22 protein-coding genes and 1 riboswitch are annotated in these 24,179 nt (G+C 65.7%); of the genes, 17 read left to right on the top strand and 5 right to left on the bottom strand.

Annotated features, from left to right (window positions below; translation table 11 throughout):
• Positions 1-35 precede the first annotated feature (35 nt).
• The gene (locus tag NF551_RS15850) at positions 36-1,367 is read left to right on the top strand and encodes an MFS transporter (RefSeq protein ID WP_227896038.1); all 1,332 of its coding nucleotides are present in this window, start codon (positions 36-38) and stop codon (positions 1,365-1,367) included.
• Between the two features lie 74 nt (positions 1,368-1,441).
• Here NF551_RS15850 and ald read toward each other — a convergent pair whose 3' ends face one another.
• Complete coding sequence (gene ald, locus NF551_RS15845) at positions 1,442-2,560, bottom strand: alanine dehydrogenase (RefSeq protein WP_227896037.1); 1,119 nt, start codon at positions 2,558-2,560, stop codon at positions 1,442-1,444.
• A gap of 88 nt (positions 2,561-2,648) precedes the next feature.
• Positions 2,649-3,098 (bottom strand): helix-turn-helix domain-containing protein, encoded by a 450-nt coding sequence (locus NF551_RS15840; protein WP_227896036.1) that lies wholly within the window; start codon positions 3,096-3,098, stop codon positions 2,649-2,651.
• Between the two features lie 173 nt (positions 3,099-3,271).
• Here NF551_RS15840 and NF551_RS15835 point away from each other — a divergent pair, with 173 nt between their 5' ends.
• Positions 3,272-4,387: an alcohol dehydrogenase catalytic domain-containing protein gene (locus NF551_RS15835; RefSeq protein ID WP_227896077.1), complete on the top strand. Its 1,116-nt coding sequence runs from the start codon at positions 3,272-3,274 to the stop codon at positions 4,385-4,387.
• A 3-nt stretch (positions 4,388-4,390) separates the two neighbouring features.
• Here the strand turns inward: NF551_RS15835 and aceB are convergent, their stop codons facing one another.
• A complete protein-coding gene (gene aceB / locus NF551_RS15830) occupies positions 4,391-5,989 on the bottom strand; it encodes a malate synthase A (protein ID WP_227896035.1) in 1,599 nt (532 codons plus the stop codon).
• Positions 5,990-6,334: 345 nt separating this feature from the next.
• On the opposite strand from aceB, the gene NF551_RS15825 reads away from it, so the two are divergent.
• From NF551_RS15825 to NF551_RS15800, 6 genes are all read left to right on the top strand, one after another.
• Entirely contained in the window at positions 6,335-6,868 is a 534-nt protein-coding gene (locus tag NF551_RS15825; RefSeq protein ID WP_227896034.1) for an Asp23/Gls24 family envelope stress response protein, read from the top strand.
• A 92-nt stretch (positions 6,869-6,960) separates the two neighbouring features.
• Positions 6,961-7,107 carry a hypothetical protein gene (locus NF551_RS15820; protein WP_252604969.1) on the top strand — a complete coding sequence of 49 codons (147 nt, stop codon included), beginning with the start codon at positions 6,961-6,963 and terminating at the stop codon, positions 7,105-7,107.
• Positions 7,104-7,508 carry an Asp23/Gls24 family envelope stress response protein gene (locus NF551_RS15815; RefSeq protein ID WP_227896032.1) on the top strand — a complete coding sequence of 135 codons (405 nt, stop codon included), beginning with the start codon at positions 7,104-7,106 and terminating at the stop codon, positions 7,506-7,508. The genes NF551_RS15820 and NF551_RS15815 overlap by 4 nt, the downstream gene beginning before the upstream one ends.
• Complete coding sequence (locus tag NF551_RS15810; RefSeq protein WP_227896031.1) at positions 7,505-8,092, top strand: DUF6286 domain-containing protein; 588 nt, start codon at positions 7,505-7,507, stop codon at positions 8,090-8,092. Before NF551_RS15815 ends, NF551_RS15810 begins: the two co-directional genes overlap by 4 nt.
• Before the next feature lie 11 nt (positions 8,093-8,103).
• Positions 8,104-8,715, top strand: a complete 612-nt coding sequence (locus NF551_RS15805) for an alkaline shock response membrane anchor protein AmaP (RefSeq protein WP_227896030.1) — start codon at positions 8,104-8,106, stop codon at positions 8,713-8,715.
• 102 nt (positions 8,716-8,817) lie between these two features.
• Positions 8,818-9,669 (top strand): MBL fold metallo-hydrolase, encoded by an 852-nt coding sequence (locus NF551_RS15800; protein WP_227896029.1) that lies wholly within the window; start codon positions 8,818-8,820, stop codon positions 9,667-9,669.
• Here the strand turns inward: NF551_RS15800 and cycA are convergent.
• Positions 9,656-11,146, bottom strand: a complete 1,491-nt coding sequence (gene cycA / locus NF551_RS15795) for a D-serine/D-alanine/glycine transporter (protein ID WP_227896028.1) — start codon at positions 11,144-11,146, stop codon at positions 9,656-9,658. The genes NF551_RS15800 and cycA overlap by 14 nt on opposite strands.
• 354 nt (positions 11,147-11,500) lie before the next feature.
• Positions 11,501-11,601: riboswitch (glycine riboswitch) on the top strand.
• Positions 11,602-11,747: 146 nt separating this feature from the next.
• Here cycA and gcvP point away from each other — a divergent pair.
• The 8 genes from gcvP to NF551_RS15755 all read left to right on the top strand — a co-directional run bounded on the left by gcvP (position 11,748) and on the right by NF551_RS15755 (position 21,401).
• Complete coding sequence (gcvP, locus tag NF551_RS15790; protein WP_227896027.1) at positions 11,748-14,582, top strand: aminomethyl-transferring glycine dehydrogenase; 2,835 nt, start codon at positions 11,748-11,750, stop codon at positions 14,580-14,582.
• Between the two features lie 15 nt (positions 14,583-14,597).
• Positions 14,598-15,719: a glycine cleavage system aminomethyltransferase GcvT gene (gcvT, locus tag NF551_RS15785; RefSeq protein WP_227896026.1), complete on the top strand. Its 1,122-nt coding sequence runs from the start codon at positions 14,598-14,600 to the stop codon at positions 15,717-15,719.
• A gap of 192 nt (positions 15,720-15,911) precedes the next feature.
• Entirely contained in the window at positions 15,912-16,289 is a 378-nt protein-coding gene (gcvH, locus tag NF551_RS15780) for a glycine cleavage system protein GcvH (RefSeq protein WP_227896025.1), read from the top strand.
• A complete protein-coding gene (gene glyA, locus NF551_RS15775; protein ID WP_279324713.1) occupies positions 16,286-17,587 on the top strand; it encodes a serine hydroxymethyltransferase in 1,302 nt (433 codons plus the stop codon). Before gcvH ends, glyA begins: the two co-directional genes overlap by 4 nt.
• Before the next feature lie 21 nt (positions 17,588-17,608).
• Positions 17,609-19,018 (top strand): L-serine ammonia-lyase, encoded by a 1,410-nt coding sequence (locus tag NF551_RS15770; protein WP_227896024.1) that lies wholly within the window; start codon positions 17,609-17,611, stop codon positions 19,016-19,018.
• An 80-nt stretch (positions 19,019-19,098) separates the two neighbouring features.
• A complete protein-coding gene (locus tag NF551_RS15765; RefSeq protein WP_227896023.1) occupies positions 19,099-19,311 on the top strand; it encodes a hypothetical protein in 213 nt (70 codons plus the stop codon).
• A complete protein-coding gene (locus NF551_RS15760) occupies positions 19,311-19,730 on the top strand; it encodes a ChaB family protein (protein ID WP_227896022.1) in 420 nt (139 codons plus the stop codon). Before NF551_RS15765 ends, NF551_RS15760 begins: the two co-directional genes overlap by 1 nt.
• Before the next feature lie 105 nt (positions 19,731-19,835).
• Entirely contained in the window at positions 19,836-21,401 is a 1,566-nt protein-coding gene (locus NF551_RS15755; protein WP_227896021.1) for an alanine/glycine:cation symporter family protein, read from the top strand.
• A 9-nt stretch (positions 21,402-21,410) separates the two neighbouring features.
• On the opposite strand, the gene NF551_RS15750 is transcribed toward NF551_RS15755, so the two are convergent.
• Positions 21,411-22,166: an SDR family oxidoreductase gene (locus tag NF551_RS15750; protein WP_227896020.1), complete on the bottom strand. Its 756-nt coding sequence runs from the start codon at positions 22,164-22,166 to the stop codon at positions 21,411-21,413.
• A 194-nt stretch (positions 22,167-22,360) separates the two neighbouring features.
• On the opposite strand from NF551_RS15750, the gene NF551_RS15745 reads away from it, so the two are divergent.
• Positions 22,361-24,169, top strand: a complete 1,809-nt coding sequence (locus NF551_RS15745) for an L-lactate permease (RefSeq protein ID WP_227896019.1) — start codon at positions 22,361-22,363, stop codon at positions 24,167-24,169.
• The last annotated feature ends 10 nt before the right edge of the window (positions 24,170-24,179 follow it).

Below are 24,179 nucleotides of genomic sequence, written 5' to 3'. Positions count from 1 at the left end.
ACGTTGTGGGCCTCGTCTCCTTTATTATTTGAGGAATGCACCTCAAAGACCGGATCGAAGATTCCACCCTGAGCCGGCGGCAAGTCGGAATCATTGCAATTTGTACAGCCCTCTACATGATCGACGGATTCGATGTCCTGGTCATGGCCTTCAGCGCAGCGGATGTGTCCCGGGAGTGGGACCTTAACGGCGCGGAACTTGGTTTCCTCCTCAGCGCGGCCCTTGTGGGCATGGCGGTTGGCTCCATTTTCGTGTCCACCATCGCAGACGTGATCGGCCGGCAAAAGACACTGCTGATCGGAGTCTGCGTCGTCGCGGCCGGAATGCTGGCCTCGGTCTTTGCCCCGTCCTACGCAGTCCTGCTGATTCTGCGCCTGATAACCGGCGTGGCCATCGGTACCCTGCAGGCGACCATCAACGTTTTCGCCTCCGAGTTCTCCAATGCCAAGCGCCGCTCGACGGCCCTGGCGATCGTCAGCATCGGCCAGCCCGTCGGCGGAGTTCTGGGCGGACTCGTCACCGGGGTATTGATTGCCTCCTTCGGCTGGCGCTCCGCATTCCTTTTCGGAGCCGTAGCCACGGTCCTGATGATCCCGCTTGTCATGAAGGTCCTGCCTGAATCGATCGACTACCTCTCTGTCCGCCGGCCGGAGAACGCCCTGGAACGCATCAACAAGACCCTCCGTTCCATCGGCCAGGAACCTGTCACCGAACTCCCTGATCCGGCGTCGCGCACGGAGAAGAAGTCCCGCTTTGCGGACGTCCTGACAGGCAGCAACGCCCGCCGGACCATCCTGCTTTCGCTCGCGTACTTCATCCTCATGGCCAGCTTCTACTTCGCGAACTCGTGGACCCCGAAGCTGATCACCGCCAGCGGATTCAGCGCCCAGGACGGCATCAACGCCGGCGTGTTGTTCAGCGTCGGCGCCATCACCGGCGCCGTTGTGCTGGGCGTTTTTGGATCGCGCTTCGACATGCGCCGCGTCCTGGCCGTCTTCTTCGTCATCGGCGCTGCTACCTTCGTGGTCTTCGCCAACTCCACCCAGGGCTCCCTGCCGCTGGCACTGTTCGCGGCGGCGCTCGTGGGCTTCGGCTCCAACGCCCCGATCGCCGGCATGCTGGCGATCAGCCCCACGTATTACGACTCTGAGGTCCGCGGAACCGCGCTCGGCCTGGTCATCGGCATGGGCCGCGTTGGGGCGATCATCTCTCCAATTCTTGCAGGCAGCCTGATCGACGGCGGCTGGACACCCGGAGACCTGTACTTCCTGTTCGTTATCCCCATGGCGATGGGTGCCGTCGTAATTTCCCTGCTGGGTGCCCCTGTCCTGCGGGGCGCAGCAGCCAAGGTGCCGGTGGCCCACTAGCGCCGCAGTCCCGGACAGACCGGAGGCCGGCAGCTCCGTCGACGGAGCTGCCGGCCTCCGGCCGTTGCTGGAAACTACGGAGCCACAAGCTCCAGCCAGCCGTCAGCGAGTTCCAGGCCGTGGGCGTCGGAGACGGAGTGGTGCGTCACCGCCCCGTTGGCGATGTTCAGGCCGCGGGCCAGCGCCGGGCTGTCCTCGAAGGCCTGGCGGACGCCCTTATCCGCCAGTGCGACGGCGTAGGGCAGGGTGACGTTGGTCAGCGCGTAGGTGGAAGTGTTCGGCACTGCACCCGGCATGTTGCCCACGCAGTAGAACAGCGAACCGTGCACCCGGAAGGTCGGGTCCTCATGGGTCGTGGGGCGGCTGTCCTCAAAGCATCCGCCCTGGTCCACGGCAATGTCCACCAGGACACTGCCGGGCTTCATGCGCGCGACCATGGCGTTGGTGACCAGCCGGGGTGCGCGTGCCCCCGGGACCAAGACCGATCCGATGACCAGGTCCGCATCCAGCAGGGAACGCTCAATTTCGAACGCGTTGGATGCGACGGTCTTGATCCGGCCGGCGTACTGGGCGTCCAGTTCACGCAGCCGGTTAATGTTGATGTCCAGCACGGTGACATCGGCGTGCGCTCCGACGGCGATCGCCACGGCGTTCGTGCCTGCCACACCGGCACCCAGCACCACGACCTTGGCCGGACGGACGCCGGGAACACCGCCGAGCAGCAGGCCGGGTCCGCCGGCCGGAGCCATCATGCACTGTGCGCCGACCTGCACTGCCAGCCGTCCCGCAACCTCGGACATGGGTGCCAGCAGCGGCAGGGCCCGGCCCTCCTGGACGGTCTCATACGCGATGGCCGTAACGCCGGAGTCCAGCAGCTCCCGGGTCAGTTCTTCGGTGGCGGCAAGATGCAGATAGGTAAAGAGGATCAGACCCGGCCGGAAATGCCGGTACTCGGAAGCGATCGGCTCCTTGACCTTCATGATCATGTCCGAGCGGCTCCAGACAGCCTCCGCTGCGGCCACGATTTCGGCTCCGGCAGCCGCATATTCCGCGTCGGTAATATTCGAGCCCAAGCCGGCTCCCGCTTCTACGAGGACCTTGTGGCCGCGGCCTGTCAGTTCATGCACTCCGGACGCCGTTATGGCGACGCGGAATTCGTTGTTCTTGATTTCTTTGGGAATGCCGATAATCACGTGGGTAACTCCGTCTTCAGGGTCTAAGTGGTGGGACTAATACAGTGCTGGAAAGCAGATAGGGCGAGCCCGCGGTCCTGCGGTGCTCCTATGTATCAGTCCCCCCTGAAATCTCCGGTGCTGCCTGGCCTGCAGCCTTTGCGGCGGCCGCCGCGCGCTGGGCTTGAAGCCAGGACTCGACGTCGGACATGCGGATGCGCCGGTGCGTTCCACGGTATTCCACCGGGATCACGCCCGCGTCCGTCAGGTTCCGAAGGTAGGTGTGGGAAATCCCTGCCGCTGCCGCCGCCTGCGACGTGGTGAGGAGCGGGTTGTGGACCGGGGACGGCGCGGGCTCTGCCGAAGCTGACGTGATGCTGACCGAGTCGCCGGCGGCCAGCCTGCCGAGCAGATCCAGGACGGCGTCCCGCGCGGCCGGCGGAAGCCGGAGCGCGGTGCCGTCAACGAAGACCGTGACATCTCCCGCGGCCAGCGCACGGACCAGCGCCTTGGCCTCTTTCCCGGGAAGTGCCGGGGTGGTCGTCGTCCTTTGGGTCATGCAGAACATCTTGCCAAATGAAATGAGAAGGAAACACACCACCGCGTCACAGATTTGCAGGCGCGTCGCCGCCCGGGTCCTTTTCGAGATGCAGGTACCGTGCTGGAATGGTTGCCAGCGCCCGCCGGGACCCCTCGCGCGTGCCGGTAAGCGACGGATTCGAAGGGGAAACCATGAGCAGCCGAACCATCCGCGGAGCAGTCCTGGAACGCACCGGGGAACCGGGACCCTACTCCCGGACACGACCGATCACGGTGTGCAGCCTGGAACTGGACCCGCCGGGCCCGGGGGAGGTGCTGGTGCGGATCGAGGCCGCGGGAATCTGCCACTCGGACCTCTCCGTGGTGAACGGGAGCCGGGTCCGTCCGGTGCCCATGCTGCTCGGCCATGAAGCAGCAGGACGTATCGAGGCGCTGGGACCGGACGTGCCGGGCCTGGAAGAAGGGCAGCGGGTGGTGATGGCCTTCCTGCCCCGCTGCGGAACCTGCGACGCCTGCCGAACCGACGGCAAAATGCCCTGCACCCCGGGAAGCGCGGCGAACAACGCCGGAACCCTGCTCGGCGGCGCGCGGCGGCTGCGCCGCAACGGGGAAGAAGTCCATCACCATCTCGGGGTGTCTGCCTTCGCGACCCACGCCGTCGTCAATTACCGATCCGTGGTGCCGGTTGATGATGACGTTCCGCCCGCCGTGGCCGCGCTGCTTGGCTGTGCCGTGCTCACCGGAGGCGGGGCAGTCCTCAACGCTGCCCGCCCAGGCCCGCAGGACGACGTCGCGGTGGTGGGGCTTGGGGGAGTGGGCATGGCTGCACTGCTGACGGCGCGTTCGCTGGGTGTGCGCAGTGTCGCCGGGATCGACGCGGTGGACGCAAAGCTCAAGCGCGCCCTGGAACTGGGGGCGGACACGGTCTACACGCCCCGGGAGGCGCTCGAGGCCGGCATCCGGCCGGCACTGGTGGTGGAGGCAGCGGGCCATCCGCGTGCATTCGAAACCGCCGTCCAGATCACCGCTCCCGGCGGAACCACCGTGACGGTGGGATTGCCGGCGCCGGAGGCGCAGGCTGAGATCACACCGCTGACGCTCACCGCCGAGGCACGTACGATCATCGGCAGCTACCTGGGCTCTGCCGTACCCTCGCGTGACATCCCGGTCTACGCAGACCTGTGGCGGCAGGGAAAACTGCCCGTCCAGGAGCTGGTCTCGGCAGAAATCGACCTGGAGGACATCAACGGGGCAATGGACACCCTGGCGGATGGACAGGCCATCCGCCAGGTCATCCTGTTCGACTGACCGCTAGTCGATGAGCTCGTAGGCGGGCAGGGTGAGGAAGTCAGGGTAGTTCTCGGCCAGGCTGATGCGCCCGATCAGCTCGCTGGCCGGGGCGTAGTACTTCGCGAAGGCTTCCTCCCCTACTTCCCCGCGAAGGCGTTCGGTTTCCTCGGCCAGCAGGCGCTTGACCAGATCCTCCGTCACGGTTTCGCCGGTGTCTTCCAGCGTGACGGAGTTGCGGACCTGCTGCCACACCTGGGAACGGGAGATCTCCGCGGTCGCGGCGTCTTCCATCAGGTTGTGGATGGCCACGGCGCCGTTGCCGGAGAGCCAGACGGCCGTGTAAGCCACCGCGACGTAGAGGTTGGAACGCAGTCCGGCTTCGGTGATCGCCCCTTCCGCGGTGGTGACGTCCAGCAGGTCCTTTGCCGTTACGGAGACTTCCTCGCGGAGCTTGTCCACCTGGTTCGGCTTCTCGCCGAGGACGGAGTCGAAGACTTCGCGGCAGGTGTCCACCATGTCAGGGTGCGCCACCCAGGAACCGTCGAAGCCGTCATTGGCTTCGCGGGTCTTGTCTGCGGTGACCTTCTCGAAGGCCTTGGCCGTGATCTCGGGTTCGCGCCGGTTGGGGATGAAGGCCGCCATGCCGCCCATGGCAAAGGCGCCCCGCCGGTGGCACGTCTTGACCAGCAATTCCGTGTAGGCGCGCATGAACGGGGCAGTCATGGCAACATCGGCGCGGTCCGGGAGCAGGAAGTCCTTCCCAGAGTCACGGAAGACCTTGATCATGCTGAACAGGTAGTCCCAGCGTCCGGCGTTCAGGCCGGCGGCATGCTCGCGCAGTTCATAGAGGATTTCCTCCATCTCGAAGGCTGCCGGAATCGTCTCGATCAGGACCGTGGCGCGGACCGAACCCTGCGGGACGCCAACGTAATCCTCAGCGAAGGTGAACACGTCGTTCCACAGCCGGGCTTCGAGGTGGCTCTCCATCTTGGGGAGGTAGTAATACGGCCCCTGTCCGTTCTCCAGCAGCTGCTTGGCGTTGTGGAAGAAGTGCAGGCCGAAGTCGACCAGGGCGCCCACCGCGGGTTCGCCGTCGATCATCACGTGCTTCTCCGGCAGGTGCCAGCCGCGCGGGCGCATCACGACGACGGCGAGCGGCGCGTCCGTGCGCAGGGCATACTCCTTGCCCTCGGGTGAGGTGAAGGAGAGGTCACCGCGGGCAGCCCGGTACAGGTTGTACTCCGCATCCACCACGTTGTGCCACGTCGGAGTAGAAGCGTCTTCCAGGTCGGCCAGCCACACCTTGGCTCCGGAGTTCAGGGCATTGATCGCCATTTTGGCCGGTGACGCCGGGCCGGTCATCTCCACCCGCCGGTCCTGCAGTGCGGGCGGCGCGGGCGCGACCTTCCAGTCACCTTCCCGGATTTCAGCGGTCTCGGGCAGGAAATCCAGGGTTTCCCCGGCGGCAATAGCCTCGCGGCGTGCCGTGCGGGCAGCGAGGAGGTCGTTGCGGGTGGAGGCGAAGCGCCGGTGGAGTTCTTCCACAAAGGCAAGCGCCTCCGGAGTCAGGATGGTTTCGGCACCATTTGCGGGACGCGGATCGGATAGTTCAATGGCCATGGCGTTACTCCCTCTTGCAGGTCTGCTTCGTTGCGGTTCTCCGCCGGTGAACGTCATCAGGTCGGAATCAAAAATCTGAAATCCGTCAAAAATGAAAAAGTTCTTTCGTATCGTGAATATTATGATCCGTCCGGGGTAAGGGCAAGGGTAGCGCACGGTTCCCGCGGCACAGCTGGCCCGCCGGGCTGCGCTGCAAGCGTGGGAGGAATTGCCTTCGACGGCACCAGGGAATCTTGCCGCCGTCGGCATAAATAATGGGACGAAGGGTGACGCTACGGGCACCGTGCCGTCTTAATGGAAGTACGTGATCCGATTCCGGACACCATTTTTCAGGAGATGAGTGCGATGTCAGAATCCGCAAATAACCCTGGACATTCTTCCTCCACAACAGCGCAGCCTGCATCCAGCAGCACTCCGGGCAGCACTGAGGGCGCCATCGGAGATGAACGCCGTTCGGGTCCGCTCCACACGCCGCGGGGTGATACGACCATAGAAGAAACGGTGGTCCAGAAGCTGGCCGGTATCGCGACCCGGGAGGTACCCGGTGTCGCTGCGATGGGCAACGCGGCCAGGCGGGCGTTCAGCGCCGTGACGGACCGGATACCCGGTTCGCAGACCAACGTCAGCAACGGCGTCTCGGTGGAGAAAGGCGAGCGGCAGACAGCGATCGACGTGAGCATCGTCGTCGAGTACGGGTACTCCATCGTGGAGGTCAGCCAGGGAATCCGCCGCAATGTGATCCGCTCGGTGGAGAATGCCACCGGCCTGGAAGTACTGGAAGTGAACGTGAACGTTACCGACGTCCAGCTGCCCGGTGAAGGCAGCGAGGACGACGATAGCGGGAGCCACAGCCAGAAGCCTTCGGACCGCCTCCAGTAGGCGGTCCCGCCGGCCCGAGATAACGGGCCGGACCCACAAATGTACTAAGGAGAGCGTCCATGTCTGCAACGAGATGGTGCTTAGCAGTTGGTGTGGTCTTGGGAATTGTCCTGGCTTTCGGCGGGTGGTTCGCCTTCCTGGTGACCATCCTGTTCGGACTCGTCGGCCTGCTTGTCGGAATGGCAGCTGACGGGAAACTGGACATGGCGGGGATGTTCGGAAGGGCGTCCAGCAGATGACCACAGCGCAGGTCCAGGCCGCCCGGCGCCCGCGCCGTGATGTCGGAGACCGCGGCAGCACTTCCATGTCCCGGAAGGTGCTGGAGAAAATCGCGGCCCAGGTGGCCAGGGACGAGACACAGGCGGGCGGCACTTCGGGCGGGTTCCTGGGAATGGGCGCCCGCGCGGACTTCGGAGCCCGCCCGGATGCGACTGTCGAACTGGCGGGGAACATCGCCAGCCTGAAGGTAACCGCAGGGCTCCCCTACCCCTTGCCTCTGCGCCGGGCGACGGATCAGCTGCGCCAGCGGATAGCCGAGCGCGTGACCGAACTGACCGGTGTCCAGGTTCGGCAGGTGGACATTACGGTGGCGTGGCTTCTGCCCCGGAACGGGTCTTCGGGTCAGAGGAAGCTGCTGTGAGCCGGCCGGAGAGACCACCGGTCGCTCTGCGGCAGCGCCCCAGCCGTTCGGTTGCGGCGACCATCTGTGCGGTGCTGCTCGTGGCGCTGGGGGTGGCCCTTGTGTGGAGCGCAGTATTCCGCCTCACTACCGGGTCATGGTCCCAGGCCTTCACCGAACCTTTCACCTGGTTCTCGGAACAGGCGTGGAACAGCACTGCCGTCTGGACCCTAGGCGCGCTGGTGGCAGCGGCCGGGCTGATCCTGCTGCTTGCCGGTGTCCTTCCCGGACGGTTCCATGCACTTTCGGTTCGGGTGCCGGATGCCGGCGGGTCCTCCGCCCATAGCGTGAGCGGTGAGCCGGAAGCCGTGATGTCCCGCCGTGCCGTGGCGCAGCTTGCTGCTGCAACCTGCGAACACATCGACGGCGTCTCCTCCGCTTCCGCCACGGCTACGGACCGCGAAGTCAGGGTGACCGCCTCGACGGCGCTGCATGACACCCGCGATCTCCACCGCTGGGTAGGCGAGGGCGTGCGGTCCCGGCTGGAAGCCTCCGGCCTGGACCCGGTTCCCGGCGTCAAGGTCTTCATCCGCTCCAGTGACTGAAAGGACGCGCCATGCGACATCATGCAGGAGCGACGAACCGGACGTGGCTGATCATCATCGGAGCCGTGCTGCTGGCCGCAGGGATCCTCTCGCTGCTGCTCTCGGCAGGTGCCCTGGGCGGCATGATGCCCGGACCGGACAGCGCCGTGCTCCCGGACGGGCCCGAAACCCTGCTCCAGCCGGACTGGGTGGCGCCCTCGGTCCTGATCGGAGGGATCATCCTGGGGATCCTGGGACTGTGGTGGCTCCTCGCCGAAGTTCCGCGCAAGAAGGGTGCCTCGGGGTTCCGGCTGCAGGAGGACCCCGCCCGCGGCATCACCACCTGTGAGCCGGGTGTCCTGGCCCGCGCCGTCGAGCAAGACGCCAACAGCGTTCCGGGCGTGGTCGATTCATCGGTGCTGCTGCGTGGAACGGCAGATTCGCCCGACGTCGCCATGCGCCTGACGGTGAACGAGCGCAGCGACATTCAGGAGTCCCTGCGGCGCGTATGCTCGGACGTCCTGCCTAACCTGAGCCAGGCACTGGAAACCCCGCTGCATACCGTGGGGATCAGCCTGGAAGTCAGCGCCCGGCGTGCGCAGCTGGGCAACACCGTGGAATCCACGGGCACAGTGGTCTACTGAGGTTACGGAATCGTTATCGCAAAAATGGTACGGAACCCGTTGCCCGCGGTGTCGCAGGCCGCCTCCGCCCGGTAGCCTGACCGGCACTTCGGACACCTGCTCATGAACGGGTTACTGACGATGGTGCAGCACTTTAGGGAAGCACTCCCGCCAAACGACTATCCCATCTGCGTCACCTGCGGGACGCAGTACTCGGGCCCGCGCCCTGATTGCCCTGTGTGCGAGGACGAGCGGCAGTACGTCCCGCAATCCGGTCAGGAATGGACCACCCTGACCCGGCTCCGGTCCGGTGCCCGCCGTGCCAGCGTGCATCCGCAGGGGCCCGGTGTCCTCGGCGTGGGCTGCGAACCGAAGTTCGCGATTGGCCAGCGGGCCCTGCTGGTCAAGGGGACGGAGGGCAACGTGCTCTGGGACTGCGTGCCGTACCTGGATGAGGAACTGATCGACTACATCAATGCCGAAGGCGGGCTGACGGCCATAGCCATCAGCCACCCCCACTACTACTCCACAATGGTGGACTGGGCCCGGGAGTTCGGTGTCCCGGTCTACCTGCACATTGCGGACCGGGAATGGGTGGGCCGAAGCGATCCCGCCCTGCAGTTCTGGGACGGCGACCGGCTGGACCTTGCCGCGGGACTGGTCCTGTACCGCCCGGGCGTCCACTTCGCCGGCGGGACAGTCATGCACTGGGCAGACGACCCGGACGGTGCCGGAGCCCTCTTCAGCGGAGACATTGTCCAGGTCATCCCGGACTTCAACCATGTCGCGTTTATGTACAGCTATCCCAACCTCATCCCGGAGCGCCCGGATGTGGTGGAAGCGGCGGCGGAACTGCTGGCGCCGCTGTCCTACGAACGGCTCTACGGCGCGTGGTGGGACTACATCCTGCCGCGCGGGGCGGACCGGATCGTGCAGGATTCGGCCCGCCGCTACCTCAAGTTCACGCGCGGCTGAGCGACTTCACTGCTTCCCGTTCGGCCTTGGCCATCGACTTGTACTCTGCGACCCGCGCCTGGTGGAGCGGCGTGCGGCGCAGTACGGCGTACACGGCGCCCAGGAGCACGAACCAGATGGGCGTCACCAGCAGGGCCGTGAGCGTGTCCGTCTGCGTAGTCAAGGCCCAGACAATGAAGCCGAAGAACGCCAAGACCACGTAGACCATGGGCCGGCCGCCGGGCAGCTTGAACTTCGACTCCCGGTGCAGGTGCGGACGCCGGCGCCTGTAGGCGAGGTAGCTGAACAGGATGATGGTCCAGACAAACATGAAGCACAGCGCCGAAATGGTGGTCACCATGGTGAACGCCGCACTGACCGAATCGCCGGCATACAGCAGGACGACGCCGGCCAGAAGGAAGGTGCAGGAGAAGAACAGTGCGTTCTGGGGAACCTTGCGGCGGGACAGGCGGCCAAACGCCTTGGGGGCGTCGCCGTCGTGCGCCAGGCCAAAGACCATCCGCGAGGTGGAATAGATACCCGAGTTGGCGGAGGACGCCGCGGACGTCAGGACCACGAAATTGACGACGGCGGCGGCCGTGCCCAGCCCGGCGAGGGCAAACATGCCCACGAACGGACTCTCGTCCGCACTGAATTCCGTCCACGGGATGACTGCCATCAGGATCACCAGCGCGCCTACGTAGAAGAGCATGATGCGCAGCGGAATGGAGTTGATCGCCTTCGGCAGGTTCTTTTCCGGATCCTTGGTTTCAGCTGCGGCGGTGCCGACCAGCTCAATGCCCACGAACGCGAAGACGGCAATCTGGAAACCGGCGACGAAGCCCATGGGACCGGTGGGGAAGAACCCGCCGTTTTCCCACAGGTTGCCGAAGCTGGCTGTCTTGCCGGGTTCGGATTCGAAGCCGGTGAGGATCATGGCAAGGCCCACGACGATCAGGGTCAGGATGGCGATGATCTTGATCAGGGCGAACCAGAACTCGGTCTCACCGAAGGCCTTCACAGTGGGAAGGTTCAGCGCCACCAGCAGGAGGATGCACGCCAGCGCCGGAATCCACAGCGGAATCTCGGCCCACCAGAAGGTCACGTAGTGGGCAATCGCCACGACGTCGGCAATGCCGGTGACCACCCAGCAGAACCAGTAGGTCCAGCCCGTGAAGAAGCCGGCCCAGGGACCCAGCAGGTCGGAGGCGAAGTCGCTGAAGGACTTGTAGCGCAGGTTGGAAAGGAGCAGTTCGCCCATCGCCCGCATCACGAAGTACAGCATGAAGCCGATGACCATGTAGACGAAGATGACCGACGGCCCTGCAACGGAGATCGTCTTACCGGAACCCATGAACAGGCCTGTGCCGATGGCTCCGCCAATGGCGAGGAGCTGGATGTGGCGGCTGGAGAGCGAACGCGAAAGGTTCGGGTCCTGGGAACTGGAAACTGCGGGGGACTGCGCCGTGCTGGACACGGGGGTGGAGCTACCTGGCATGGAGTTCTTTCTCATAGGCACCGATCGGCGCGCCGCCGCCAAGACACGCTGCTTACACCGGTTATCAATGAGCCTCATGAGATGTGGCGAAACCGCCGACCAATTCAGTTTCTGCAGTGCTCGCGGCCATGTCAATTTGGGGCAGGACTGCAGGGGCCGGTGTGCTTGGTGTGGCCGGAAGCACAAGTTCCTGGGGATGGCTCGTCGTGTGTGTCTGCTTTGTTGCGCCACGAAGCCCGCTACACCCCTCCTGAGCAGCGTCGAACCCGCAAAAGCATGTTCCACGTCATACCTTGAAGCGGTCTTGGCGGCAGGCTAGAGTCAGGAATGCAGTCCCAACTGAATATGCCTTTTGCAGCCGTGGCGGGAGAGTCCCGCGAATCAACGTTGACGCGGGCGCCGTAGGAGCAAACCCTCCCCGGGAATCTCTCAGGCCCCTGTACCGCCACAGCGAGGCAACTCTGGAAAGCAGGACCGGCACGCCGGTTCCTCACCGACGGTGCAAGCGGATCACACCCGCGGAATCTCTCAGGTCCAATACAGAGCGGGGAGGAACCAATCGTCTTATTGGCGTACCCTCGCCCGCCTTTTGGAGCCTCTCATGACAGCAGTCCCGTCCACCGCAGCCTTCGTAGACCGCCATATCGGCGCCCGTGCGACAGAAACCGACGCCATGCTCAAGGCCGTCGGCTACGACACCCTGGATAACCTCGTGGACACAGCCGTCCCCGCAGCCATCCGGCAGGACGCTCCGCTGGTGCTGAACGCGGCGCAGAGCGAGCAGGAAACAGTCGCCGCACTGCGGAAGATCGCCGCCAAGAACAAGACCGCCGTGCAGATGATCGGCCAGGGCTACTACGACACCCACACGCCGCCGGTGATCCTGCGCAACGTCGTCGAAGACCCCGCCTGGTACACCGCCTACACCCCGTACCAGCCGGAAATCTCCCAGGGACGCCTCGAAGCGCTGTTGAACTTCCAGACCATGGTCCAGGACCTCACCGCGCTCCCGGTTGCCAACGCATCGCTGCTGGACGAAGCCACCGCCGTCGCCGAAGCAGTGCTGCTGATGCGCCGCTCCAACAAGGCCAAGTCCGAGGGCAAGATCGTCCTCGACGCCGACGCCCTGCCCCAGACCATCGCCATCGTTAAGGGCCGCGCCAAGGCCCTGGGCTTCGAGGTCGAGGTTGCTGACCTCGCCGCAGGCCTGCCCGACGGCGAGATCACCGGCGTCGTGCTCCAGCAGCCCGGCGTTTCCGGTGCCGTCCGCGATCAGTCCGCGCTGATCGCGGAAGCCAAGGAACGCGGCGCTCTGGTCACCGTCGCAGCCGACCTGCTGGCCCTCACGCTTCTGACTCCTCCCGGCGAGCAGGGGGCCGACATCGCCGTCGGCTCCGTGCAGCGTTTTGGTGTTCCGCTCTTCTTCGGCGGTCCGCACGCCGCGTACATGGCCGTGCGCAAGGGGCTGGAGCGCTCGCTGCCCGGCCGCCTGGTCGGTGTCTCCAAGGATTCCGCCGGGACCCCCGCCTACCGCTTGGCGCTGCAGACCCGTGAGCAGCACATCCGCCGCGAGAAGGCCACGTCCAACATCTGCACCGCCCAGGCGCTGCTGGCAATCGTGGCGTCTATGTACGCCGTCTACCACGGCCCCGAAGGGCTGAAGGCAATCGCCCTGCGCGCTCACGGCCACGCCCGGGCACTGGCCACCGCGCTCTCCAACGCCGGAATCGAACTGGTCTCGGACACCTTCTTCGACACGGTTACCGCCCGCGTTCCCGGACGCGCCGCCGACGTGGTGGCCGCTGCCGAGGCCAAGGGCATCAACCTGCGCCTGGTCGACGCGGACACCGTGGGGGTCTCCGCGGACGAGACCACCACGGACGCCGTGATCGCCGACGTCGCTGCCGCCTTTGGCGCCGAAGCTGCCGAAGCTGCCGGGTTCGAACTGCCCGCCGAGCTGCTGCGCACCTCGGACTTCATGACCCACCCGGTGTTCTCCTCCTACCGCTCCGAGACCCAGATGCTGCGCTACCTTCGCCGCCTCTCGGACCGCGACCTGGCCCTGGACCGGACCATGATCCCGCTGGGCTCGTGCACCATGAAGCTCAACGCCACCGCCGAAATGCAGGCCATGACCTGGCCGGAGTTCGCCTCAATCCACCCCTTTGCGCCCGATTCCCAGACCGAGGGCTGGCGCGAACTGATCGAGGACCTGGAAGCCCAGCTGGCCACGATCACCGGGTACGACCAGGTCTCGATCCAGCCCAATGCCGGCTCCCAGGGCGAACTCGCCGGGCTGCTGGCGATCCGCGGCTATCACCATTCCCGCGGCGAGGAACAGCGCAACATCTGCCTGATCCCAGCCTCGGCGCACGGCACCAACGCGGCCTCCGCCGTGCTGGCCGGAATGAAGGTCGTCGTCGTCGGCACCGCCGGTGACGGTGCGATCGACCACGCAGACCTGCGCGCCAAGATCGACGCCCACCGCGAGAACCTCGCCGCGATCATGATCACCTACCCCTCCACCCACGGGGTGTACGACGACGACGTCCGCGACGTCTGCGACGCCGTGCACGAGGCCGGCGGCCAGGTCTACATCGACGGCGCGAACCTCAACGCCCTGGTGGGCCTGGCCCAGCCCGGCGAGTTTGGCGGCGACGTCTCCCACCTGAACCTGCACAAGACCTTCTGTATCCCGCACGGCGGCGGCGGTCCCGGCGTCGGCCCGGTTGCAGCCAAGGCACACCTGGCACCGTTTATGCCCGGCAATGCCGCAGCCTGGGACGGCGGCGACGATATCCCGATCTCGGCGTCCCGTTTCGGCTCGGCCGGCGTGCTGCCGATCTCCTGGGCCTACGTCCGGCTGATGGGTGGGGACGGCCTGACCGCCGCGACCAAGAGCGCCCTGCTGGCCGCGAACTATGTGGCAGCCCGCCTGAACGACTACTTCCCGGTGCTCTACACCGGCAAGGGCGGCCTGGTTGCGCACGAGTGCATCCTGGACCTGCGTGAACTCACGGCGAAGACCGGCGTCACGGCCGAGGACGTGGCCAAGCGGCTGGTGGACTACGGTTTCCACGCCCCGACCCTCTCCTTCCCGGTGGCGGGCACCCTGATGGTGGAGCCCACCGAGTCTGAGGACCAGGGCGAGATTGACCGGTTCATCGACGCGATGATCGCGATCCGTGCCGAGATCGACCAGGTGGCTGCCGGTGACTTCCCTGTGGAGGAGAGCCCGCTGCGGAACGCCCCGCACACTGCAACCGTCGCGGCAGGCAACGAGTGGACCCGGCCGTACCCGCGCGAACAGGCCGTTTTCCCGCTGAAGACCCTGCGCATGGATAAGTACTTCCCGCCCGTGGGCCGCATCGACGGCGCCGCGGGGGACCGCAACCTGGTGTGCTCCTGCCCGCCGATCGAAGACTTCGAAAACTAAAGGGGACCCACCGACATGACTGAGCAGTACACCGCGCTTTACGAAGAGCACAAACGCCTGGGTGCTTCTTTCACCGACTTTGGCGGCTGGCAGATGCCGCTCAAATACAGCTCCGAGCTGGCTGAGCACCATGCGGTGCGCAAGGCCGCCGGCCTCTTCGACCTCTCCCACATGGGCGAAGTGGAGGTCACGGGACCGGACGCCGCCGCGTTCCTGGACTACGCGCTGACCGGCAGGCTTTCGGCCGTCGCCGTCGGCCGGGCCAAGTATTCGCTGATCACGGGCGCCGACGGCGGGATCATCGACGACCTGATCAGCTACCGCCTCGAGGAAGAGTCCTACCTGGTGGTCCCGAACGCGGGCAACGCAGCTGTTGTTGCCGCCGAGCTGGCGGCGCGTGCCGAAGGGTTCGACGTCGCTGTGGAGGACAAGACTGCCGTCACCTCCCTGGTCGCCGTTCAGGGCCCTGAGGCCGAAGCAATCCTGCTGGAACTGGTGCCCGCTGGACAGCAGGAGCTGGTCACCGGCATGAAGTACTACGCCGCCGCCGCCGTGCCCCTCGCCTTCGATGAGCGGACCGCTGACCTGCTGGTGGCACGCACCGGTTACACCGGTGAGGACGGTTTCGAGATCTACGTTCCGAACGACTCCGCGCCGGCCCTGTGGCAGGCGCTGCTCGCCGCGGGTGCCGGACGCGGACTGGTTCCGGCCGGCCTCGCCTGCCGCGACTCGCTGCGCCTGGAAGCCGGGATGCCGCTCTACGGCAATGAGCTCAGCCTGGACCTGGACCCCTACTCGGCCGGCCTCGGCGGCGTCGTCGCACTCTCCAAGGACGGCGACTTCGTGGGCCGCGCGGCCCTCGCCGCCAAGAAGGAGCAGACCCCGGCGCGCAAACTGGTGGGACTCAAGGGTTCCGGCCGCCGGTCGGCCCGCTCGCACTACCCGGTCCTCAAGGACGGCGAGGTCGTCGGAGAAGTCACCTCCGGCGCTCCCAGCCCCACCCTCGGCTACCCGGTCGCCCTGGCCTACGTCGACGCCGCCTTCTCCGAGCCCGGCACCGCCCTGGACGTCGACCTCCGCGGCAAACCCGAACCCTTCGAAGTCGTCCAGCTCCCGTTCTACAAGCGCGACAAGTAAGACGTCCCTCCCGCCGAGAGGCCAGTTACGGCTCTTTTCAGCCCTGAAACGAGCCGCAACTGCCCTCTCGATGGGGATGGCACCAAGCCGGCCAGCTTGTCGGTGCCGTACCGTCTGCCCCAGACGCCCGCTCGACAACGCCACATCCGTAGACTTTGAACCAACGACTCCAGCTTCCGAAAGGCACATCCCATGAGCAAAGTTGACTCCTCCCTCCGCTACTCCGCCGAACACGAATGGGTAGACGCGTCCAGCCCCGTAAAGGTCGGGATTTCCGCCGTCGCCGCTGACGCCCTGGGCGACGTCGTCTACGTCGACCTCCCCGCCGTCGGCGACACCGTCACTGCAGGTGAGACCTGCGGCGAGGTCGAGTCCACCAAGTCCGTCTCGGACCTCTACGCTCCGGTCTCCGGCACCATCGTGGAGATCAACCAGGAAGCCGTGGACAACCCGGCCATCCTGAACGAGGACCCGTACGGCGCCGGCTGGCTCTTCACCGTTGAGGTCACGGAGGAGGGCGAGCTGATGAGCGCTGCCGATTACGCAGAGAAGAACGGCGGCGAGCTGTGACCGATTTCCTGAACTCGCACCTCGCGGAGATCGATCCCGAGGTTGCCGAGCAGATCGACAACGAGCGCCGCCGGCAGCAGGACGGCCTGGAGATGATCGCCTCCGAGAACCACACCGCGGTGGCCATCATGGAAGCCCAGGGCTCCGTGCTGACCAACAAGTACGCCGAGGGCTACCCCGGGCGCCGCTACTACGGCGGCTGTGAATTCGTTGACGTCATTGAGCAGCTGGCAATCGACCGCGCCAAGGCACTGTTCGGCGCAAACTTCGCGAACGTCCAGCCGCACTCCGGTGCGCAGGCCAACGCGTCGGTGATGCATGCGCTGATCCGTCCGGGTGACACCGTGCTGGGGCTTTCCCTGGCCGACGGCGGCCACCTGACGCACGGCATGAAGATCAACTTCTCCGGCCGCCTGTACAACATCGTTCCCTACGGTGTGGACGAAACCACCCACACCGTGGACATGGACGACGTCGCGCGCCTGGCTCGGGAGCACAAGCCGAAGCTGATCGTCGCCGGCTGGTCCGCTTACGCGCGCCAGCTGGACTTCGAGGCGTTCCGCCGCATCGCCGACGAGGTGGGTGCCTACCTCATGGTGGACATGGCGCACTTCGCCGGACTGGTCGCGGCCGGCCTGCACCCCAGCCCGGTTCCGCACGCCCACGTGGTTACCTCCACCACGCACAAGACGCTGGCCGGTCCGCGCGGCGGCATCATCCTCTCCAACGACGCGGACATCGCCAAGAAGATCAACTCCGCTGTCTTCCCCGGGCAGCAGGGCGGGCCGCTGGAACACGTGATTGCCGGCAAGGCCACCGCGCTGAAGATCGCCGCCACCCCGGAGTTCCGCGAACGCCAGGAACGCACCCTGGCCGGCTCCCGCATCCTCGCCGACCGGCTGCTCGCCGAGGACGTCGCTGCGAAGGGTATCTCCGTGGTTTCCGGCGGCACCGACGTGCACCTGGTCCTGGTGGACCTCCGCAACGCCGAACTGGACGGGCAGCAGGCCGAAGACCGGCTCGCGCAGATCGACATCACCGTCAACCGGAACGCAGTGCCGTTCGATCCGCGGCCGCCCATGGTGACCTCTGGCCTGCGTATCGGCACGCCGGCGCTGGCCACCCGCGGCTTCGACCAGGCGGCATTTGAAGAAGTCGCAGACATCATCGCGCTGGCGCTCATTGCCGGGAACGGCGAGGATCTCAGCGCACTGAAGGACCGCGTCCACGCGCTGGCCGCGGCGCACCCGCTCTATCCGCAGGTCGCCGACCTTGCCGGAGCACCCACCCGCGTCTAGGCGCGAACCAAAGGACACCGCATGGCTGTTGGCGTTTTCGACTTGTTCACCGTTGGCATCGGCCCCTCAAGCTCCCACACGGTGGGGCCGATGCGGGCTGCCGCTGCCTTCGCCGTTGAACTGGCCGAAGCCGGTGTCCTGGAGTCCGTGGCCGGTCTCCGCGTGGACCTGTACGGGTCCCTCGCGGCGACCGGCCGTGGACACGGCACTTTTCCTGCCGTGCTGCTGGGGCTTGAAGGATTTGCCCCGGAAGAAATCCTCCCGGACCAGATGGAAGAGCGGCTGGCGGAGATCCAGGCCAGCGGCAAGATCCAGCTCGGCGGCCAGTTCGGCAGCGGCGTGGCCCTTGAATACGGAATCGACGACCTCATCCTCCACCCGTTGACGATTCTTCCCCGGCACACCAACGGCGTCCGGTTTGCAGCCAGCGACGCGGACGGCGAAGTCCTGCACGAAACCACGTTCTACAGCGTGGGCGGCGGATTCATTGTGCGCGACGGCGAGGAGGATCTTGCCGCCGTCGAACTCGAAGCGTCCAAGGAATCGCTCCCGTATCCCTTCCGCACCGCCGTGCAGTTGCTGGAACACTGCACCGCCACAGGGCTCTCGATCAGTCAGGTCATGCTCGCCAACGAACTGGTCTCCCGATCCGAGGAAGAGATCCGTGCAGGCCTGCTGCACATCCGCGATGTGATGGATGAGTGCAAGGACTCGGCGATTTCCCGCTCCGGCCTGCTGCCCGGGGGGCTGAAGGTCCGCCGTCGGGCGCCCCAGTGGCACACCCGGCTGCGCGAGGAAGACCCTACCCGGGACCCCCGTTTCTGGCAGGAGTGGGTGAACCTGGTGGCCCTCGCCGTCAACGAGGAGAACGCCTCCGGCGGGCGTGTGGTCACCGCCCCGACCAACGGCGCCGCCGGAATCATCCCCGCCGTGCTCTTCTATGCCACGCACTACGGCCCCGGCATGGACACCGCCACCCCGGAACAGAAGGATGACGCCGTCGTCCGCTTCCTGCTTGCCGCAGGCGCGATCGGGGTGCTTTACAAGGAGCAGGCCTCCATCTCCGGTGCGGAGGTGGGCTGCCAGGGCGAGGTGGGCTCGGCGTCGTCCATGGCCGCTGCAGGCCTGGCGGAAATCCTCGGCGGATCGCCCGAGCAGGTGGAAAATGCCGCCGAGATCGCGATGGAACACAATCTTGGCCTGACCTGTGATCCGATTGGCGGGCTGGTGCAGGTTCCGTGCATCGAGCGCAATGCGATCGGCGCCGGCAAGGCCGTGAATGCGGCCAAAATGGCACTGTGGGGCGACGGCGAGCACCGGGTTTCGCTGGATGAGGTCATCGTGACCATGCGCGAAACCGGCCGGGACATGAGCTCGAAGTACAAGGAAACCGCCATGGGCGGCCTCGCCGTGAACGTCGTGGAGTGTTGACGCGAGCGGGTTGAGGCGGACCCTTCCGGGTGGTAGACAGAAAGTTCGCTGAGTAAGTCGCCGACCGGAAGGAAAGCATCATGGCCGAACGCGGAAACAGCACCCACGGGCGCCGCATGGATGAGGAAATGAAGCACGAAACCCGGGACCTCACCCGCAACGCCGTCCCTGGCCACGCCCAGGAATGGCGCCAGCCGGAACCGCTCGCGGATGACACGGACAGCGTCGAAGTCCAGGAGGCCATGGGCACCGCCACGGACACGGACACCGCCCCGCCGGAAGGGGATGAGTAATGCCCAAGACCACCAAGGCCGGTACCGCGAAGAAGAGCGAACTGCCCTCCACCCTGGAACGCTCGGAGAAGAAGGCGCAGGACACGTTCGCCAAGACCTATGACTCAGCGCTCGAAGAGTACGGCGACGAGCAGCGCGCTGCACAGACGGCGTATGCGTCGCTGAAGCACACGTATGAGAAGGTCGGCGACCACTGGGAACCCAAGGAAGCCAGCGGCCCGTCGGACAAGAAAGCCGAGCAGGGCCGGAAATCCAGCGCCCCGACCGCAGGGGGTGTGGATGCCAACGCCACCAAGGAACACCTTTACGGCGTCGCGTCCCGGCTGGACATCACCGGCCGCTCCCGGATGACCAAGGGTGAGCTGGTCAATGCCATCCAGAAGGCCAATGAGAAAGAGACCCGGAAGGCCCGCTCCTAGCCAGCGTTCACAGAGCGCCTGGGGTGTGATTTGTGTTACCCGTGGGACTTAGGTAAAGCTGTACTGCAGTTAACTCAGCTTGCTTACTAGTTCCGGAGGTGCCGCATGGCCGCAAGTATTCCTGTCCCGCTGGCACCCGATTCCGGGATCCTCGGCATCATAGACACCTCCGTGAATGGGTTCATGGAACCCATTGCCACGGCATTCAATGACATTGTCTTCTTCCCGCTGACCATCGGGGACTTCAGCTTCCCGATCGTTGTAGCCTGGCTGATCATTGCCGGAGTGGTGATCACCTGCTATTTCGGTTTCATCCAATTCCGCGGTCTTCGGGTCTCCGCTGAGGTGGTCCGCGGCAAGTTCTCCACCAAGGAGGACCCCGGAGAAGTGCCGCACTTCCAGGCACTCACCTCCGCGCTGTCCGGCACGGTGGGCCTGGGCAACATCGCCGGCGTCGGAGCGGCAATGGCACTGGGCGGACCCGGAGCCACGTTCTGGATGATCCTTGCCGGGCTGCTGGGCATGGCCACGAAGTTCGCCGAATGCACCCTGGGGGTCAAGTACCGGGAGGTCCACGAGGACGGCACGGTCAGCGGCGGCCCCTTCAAATACCTTCCCGTCGCCTTTCAACGTTTCGGTTCGCTCCCCGCCAAGGTGCTGACCGGCGTCTTCGCCGTGGCGATCCTGCTGTTCGGCGTCGCCGGCGGCAACATGTTCCAGGCCAACCAGACTTTCGCCCAGGTCCGCAACGCCACCGGTGGCGAGGATGGCCTTATGGGCTCGGACGGCGCCGCACTTCTCTTCGGCCTGATCCTCGCCGTCCTCGTCGCCGTCGTCATCCTGGGTGGCATCAAGTCCATCGGCGCCACCACGTCCAAGCTGGTTCCGGCCATGGCGGCGATCTACATCCTGGCCTGCGGTGCGGTGATTGCCGTGAACCTCGAGAACGTCCCCGCTGCCTTCGGCGCCATTATCGAGGGTGCTTTCCGGCCGGAGGGCTTCGCCGGCGGAATCCTCGGCGTCATGATTGTCGGTTTCCAGCGGGCATCCTTCTCGAACGAAGCCGGGGTCGGCTCGGCCGCGATTGCGCACTCGGCAGTCAAGACCCGCCGTCCCGTCAGCGAGGGCTTCGTGGCGATGTTCGAACCGCTCGTGGATACGGTGCTGATCTGCACCATGACCGCCCTGGCGATCGTCATGGCCGGAGCCCCCAGCCTGCAGGCAGGCATCGATCAGGTGCAGGGCGGCGGTGGAGCTCCCGACGGCGTTATCCTCACCTCCGACGCGTTTGCCACCGTGCTGCCGTGGTTCCCGATCGTGCTGGCCGTCGCCGTCGCACTGTTTGCCTACTCCACCCTGATCACGTGGTCCTACTACGGACTCAAAGCCTGGGAGTACCTCTTCGGCCGGGGCCGGAAGCGGGAAATCGCCTACAAGGTCATCTTCCTGACCTTCACCGTGGCCGGCTGCATCCTCTCCTTCAGCCAGGTCATTTCCTTCACCGACGCGGCCCTGTTCATTTGCGCCTTCGTAAACCTGCTCGGGGTGTACCTGCTCCTGCCGGTGATCAAGCGGGAGATGAAGGCCTACCTGGCCGACCGCAAGAGCGGGAAGCTGGACATCCTGGGGATCGACGACGAGGACATTGAGGATGCGGCCCCGGTGCGGTAAGCGTTTGTCCTAGCCCCGGCCCAGGTACGGCATTCCGGCCGCGGTCAGAACCACGGATCCGGGATTGGCCGACGCCGGCAGCTCGGCCATGAACAGCACCGTGCGAGCCGCCTCTTCCGCAGGGAATGTCGGTTCCACCCTGCGGCTCCCGTCAGGCTGGAGCGCCCCGCCGGTGGTGATGCCCGCCAGCAATCCGGTGGCGGCATTGCCGATGTCGATCTGGGCGCAGCTGATCCCGTAGGTCCGTCCGTCCAGGTCAATGGATTTCGTCAGTCCCGTGACGGCGTGCTTCGTGGCGGTGTAGGCAGCTGCGAGCGGGCGCGGGGCGATGGCGGAAAGGGAACCGTTGTTGATGATCCGTCCGCCCTGTGGATCCTGCGCTTTCATTTGCCGCACCGCCGCAGCGGCACAGAGCATGGTGCCGGTGAGGTTCACGGCGATGGTGGTGTTCCAGTCGTCCAGGCTGACCTGGTCCACGGATCCGGAGGGGCCGAAGCTCCCCGCGTTGTTAAACAGCACGTCCACGCGGCCGAAGGTTTCAGCGGCGCTCCGGAAGAGGTGTTCGACGTCGTCGGGCCGGGTGACGTCCGCAGGCACCACTAACGCGCGGGCATCGCCGTCGGCCGTCTCCTGCAGCGCCGCTTCCCGGCGGCCCGCCAGCACAACCTGCCAGCCGGCTCCGAGGAACGCCCTGGCCGTGGCCCGGCCGATGCCTGAGCCCGCGCCGGTGATGACAGCCGTACGAAGTGAATGATCCAAACCCATGAACATATCCTGCCCCAACCATGGAAAGCGCGGAAAATGTTCGTTTTCATGCTGAAAAGGGCAGTTTGTGCTCTCTTGGGAAAAAGGGCAGGGCTGCACCGTTGACCGTGCCGAACCCTCGGGCCTAGGGTCTACCCAACTTATGCACCAGCAGGACCGGGGAAATCCGGTCCGGCAAAAACAAAGGGGTTTTTGTGCATCTTCCAGCAGCGCAGTATGAACAGGTCCTTGATCCAATCGGCGATTCCCTGGTGCTTTCCGCCATCCTCGCCGCCCTTCCACTGCTCCTGTTGTTTGTGATGCTGGGGGTTTTCCGGCTCAAGGCGTACCAGGCCGGCATTATTTCCCTGGTTCTCTCCATCCTGCTGGCCCTCTTCGGCTGGGGCATGCCGCTGGACCAGACCCTCTCCGCCACCGCGCTGGGCGCGTTCTACGCCGTTTTCCCGATCCTCTGGATCCTCATCAACGCCCTGTGGATCTACAACCTCACGGTTGCCACACCGTGGTTTGATGTGCTGGGACGCACCATCCGGTCCATTTCCGATGACCTGCGGATCCTCTCCATCCTGATCGCGTTCTGTTTCGGCGCGCTGCTGGAGTCCCTGGCCGGATTCGGCGCCCCGGTGGCCATCGCCGCAGCCATGCTCATGGCCGCCGGCATGAAACCGCTGAAGTCGGCGATTGTGGCGCTCCTGGCCAACACTGCGCCGGTGGCGTTCGGGGCCATGGCCGCTCCGATTATCGCCCTGAACGGAGTTACCGGCATTCCGCTGCAGGAACTCTCCTCCATGACTGGCCGGCAGACACCCTTCATTGCCTTGGTGGTGCCGCTGATCCTGGTCTTCATCGTGGACGGCAGACGCGGGGTGCGGCAGACCTGGCCGGTGGCCCTTGTGGCCGGCTTCGTGTTCGGACTGGCCCAGTTCGTGGCCTCGAACTTTTTCGTGGTGGAGCTGACTGACGTGGTCGCCGCAGTGGCCACAGTCATTGCCGTGCTGCTGATGCTCCGGGTCTGGCAGCCGAAGGAACTGATCGGCATGTCCGGGGAGTCAATGAACGACGACGCCGCCGGTGTCCGCAGCAGCACCGCCGCCGTCGGCGGCGAAGGTTCGGACACCCTTACCAAAACAACCGGGAGCAGTGAATCCGGCGGGGCCGGAGACGGCCAGGGGCAGGAAAAGAGCGGCTCCGGCATCCCTACCGGGGGAGGCCTCGATGCTGAAGGCAATCCGCAGGAACCGCGGGATAACACCCGTCCGGCTGCCCGCAGCGTGTGGCTCTCTGTTGCTCCGTACCTGATCATCATTGTGGTCTTCTCGCTCGCGCAGATTCCGCCGATCAAGGCGTGGCTGACACAGGTGGGCGGGGTGACGTTCCACTGGCCGGGCCTGGACGTGGTGAACTCCTCCGGCGATCCGGTGGGAGCCCAGAACCTGCGCTTCGACCACCTCAAGGCCACCGGCACGCTGCTGCTGATCTCCGGCATCCTGACGATGATCCTGTACCGCATCGCCCCGGCCAAGGGCGTGCGGATCTACGGGGCCACCCTGAAGACCCTGCGCTGGACGATTGTCACGGTGTGTTCGGTGCTGGCCCTGTCCTTTGTGATGAACCTGTCCGGGCAGACCACCACCCTGGGCGTCGCGCTCGCCTCCGCCGGCGGCTTCTTTGCCCTGCTTTCACCTCTGCTGGGCTGGATCGGCGTGGCGCTGACCGGCTCGGACACGTCCTCGAACTCACTGTTCGGCCAGCTGCAGGTGGCCGCCGCCGAGGAGACCGGGCTCTCACCCACCCTGATGGCGGCGTCGAACTCCTCCGCCGGCGTGCTGGGCAAGATGCTGTCGCTGCAGAACCTGGCCATTGCGGCAGCCGCAGTGGGCCTCAACGGGGTGGAAGGTACGCTGCTGCGCAAGCTGATCGGCTGGTCCCTGGGGCTGCTGGTCCTGATGACCCTGCTGATCTGGCTGCAGTCCACGCCGGTGCTCGGCTGGATGGTTCCGTAAGTTGCCAATG

This window comes from Arthrobacter caoxuetaonis, from assembly GCF_023921125.1.
In the GTDB taxonomy this organism is placed as follows: domain Bacteria; phylum Actinomycetota; class Actinomycetes; order Actinomycetales; family Micrococcaceae; genus Arthrobacter_B; species Arthrobacter_B caoxuetaonis.
The sequence above is the reverse complement of the archived record's forward strand: the minus strand, read 5'-3'. Positions and strand labels throughout refer to the sequence as shown.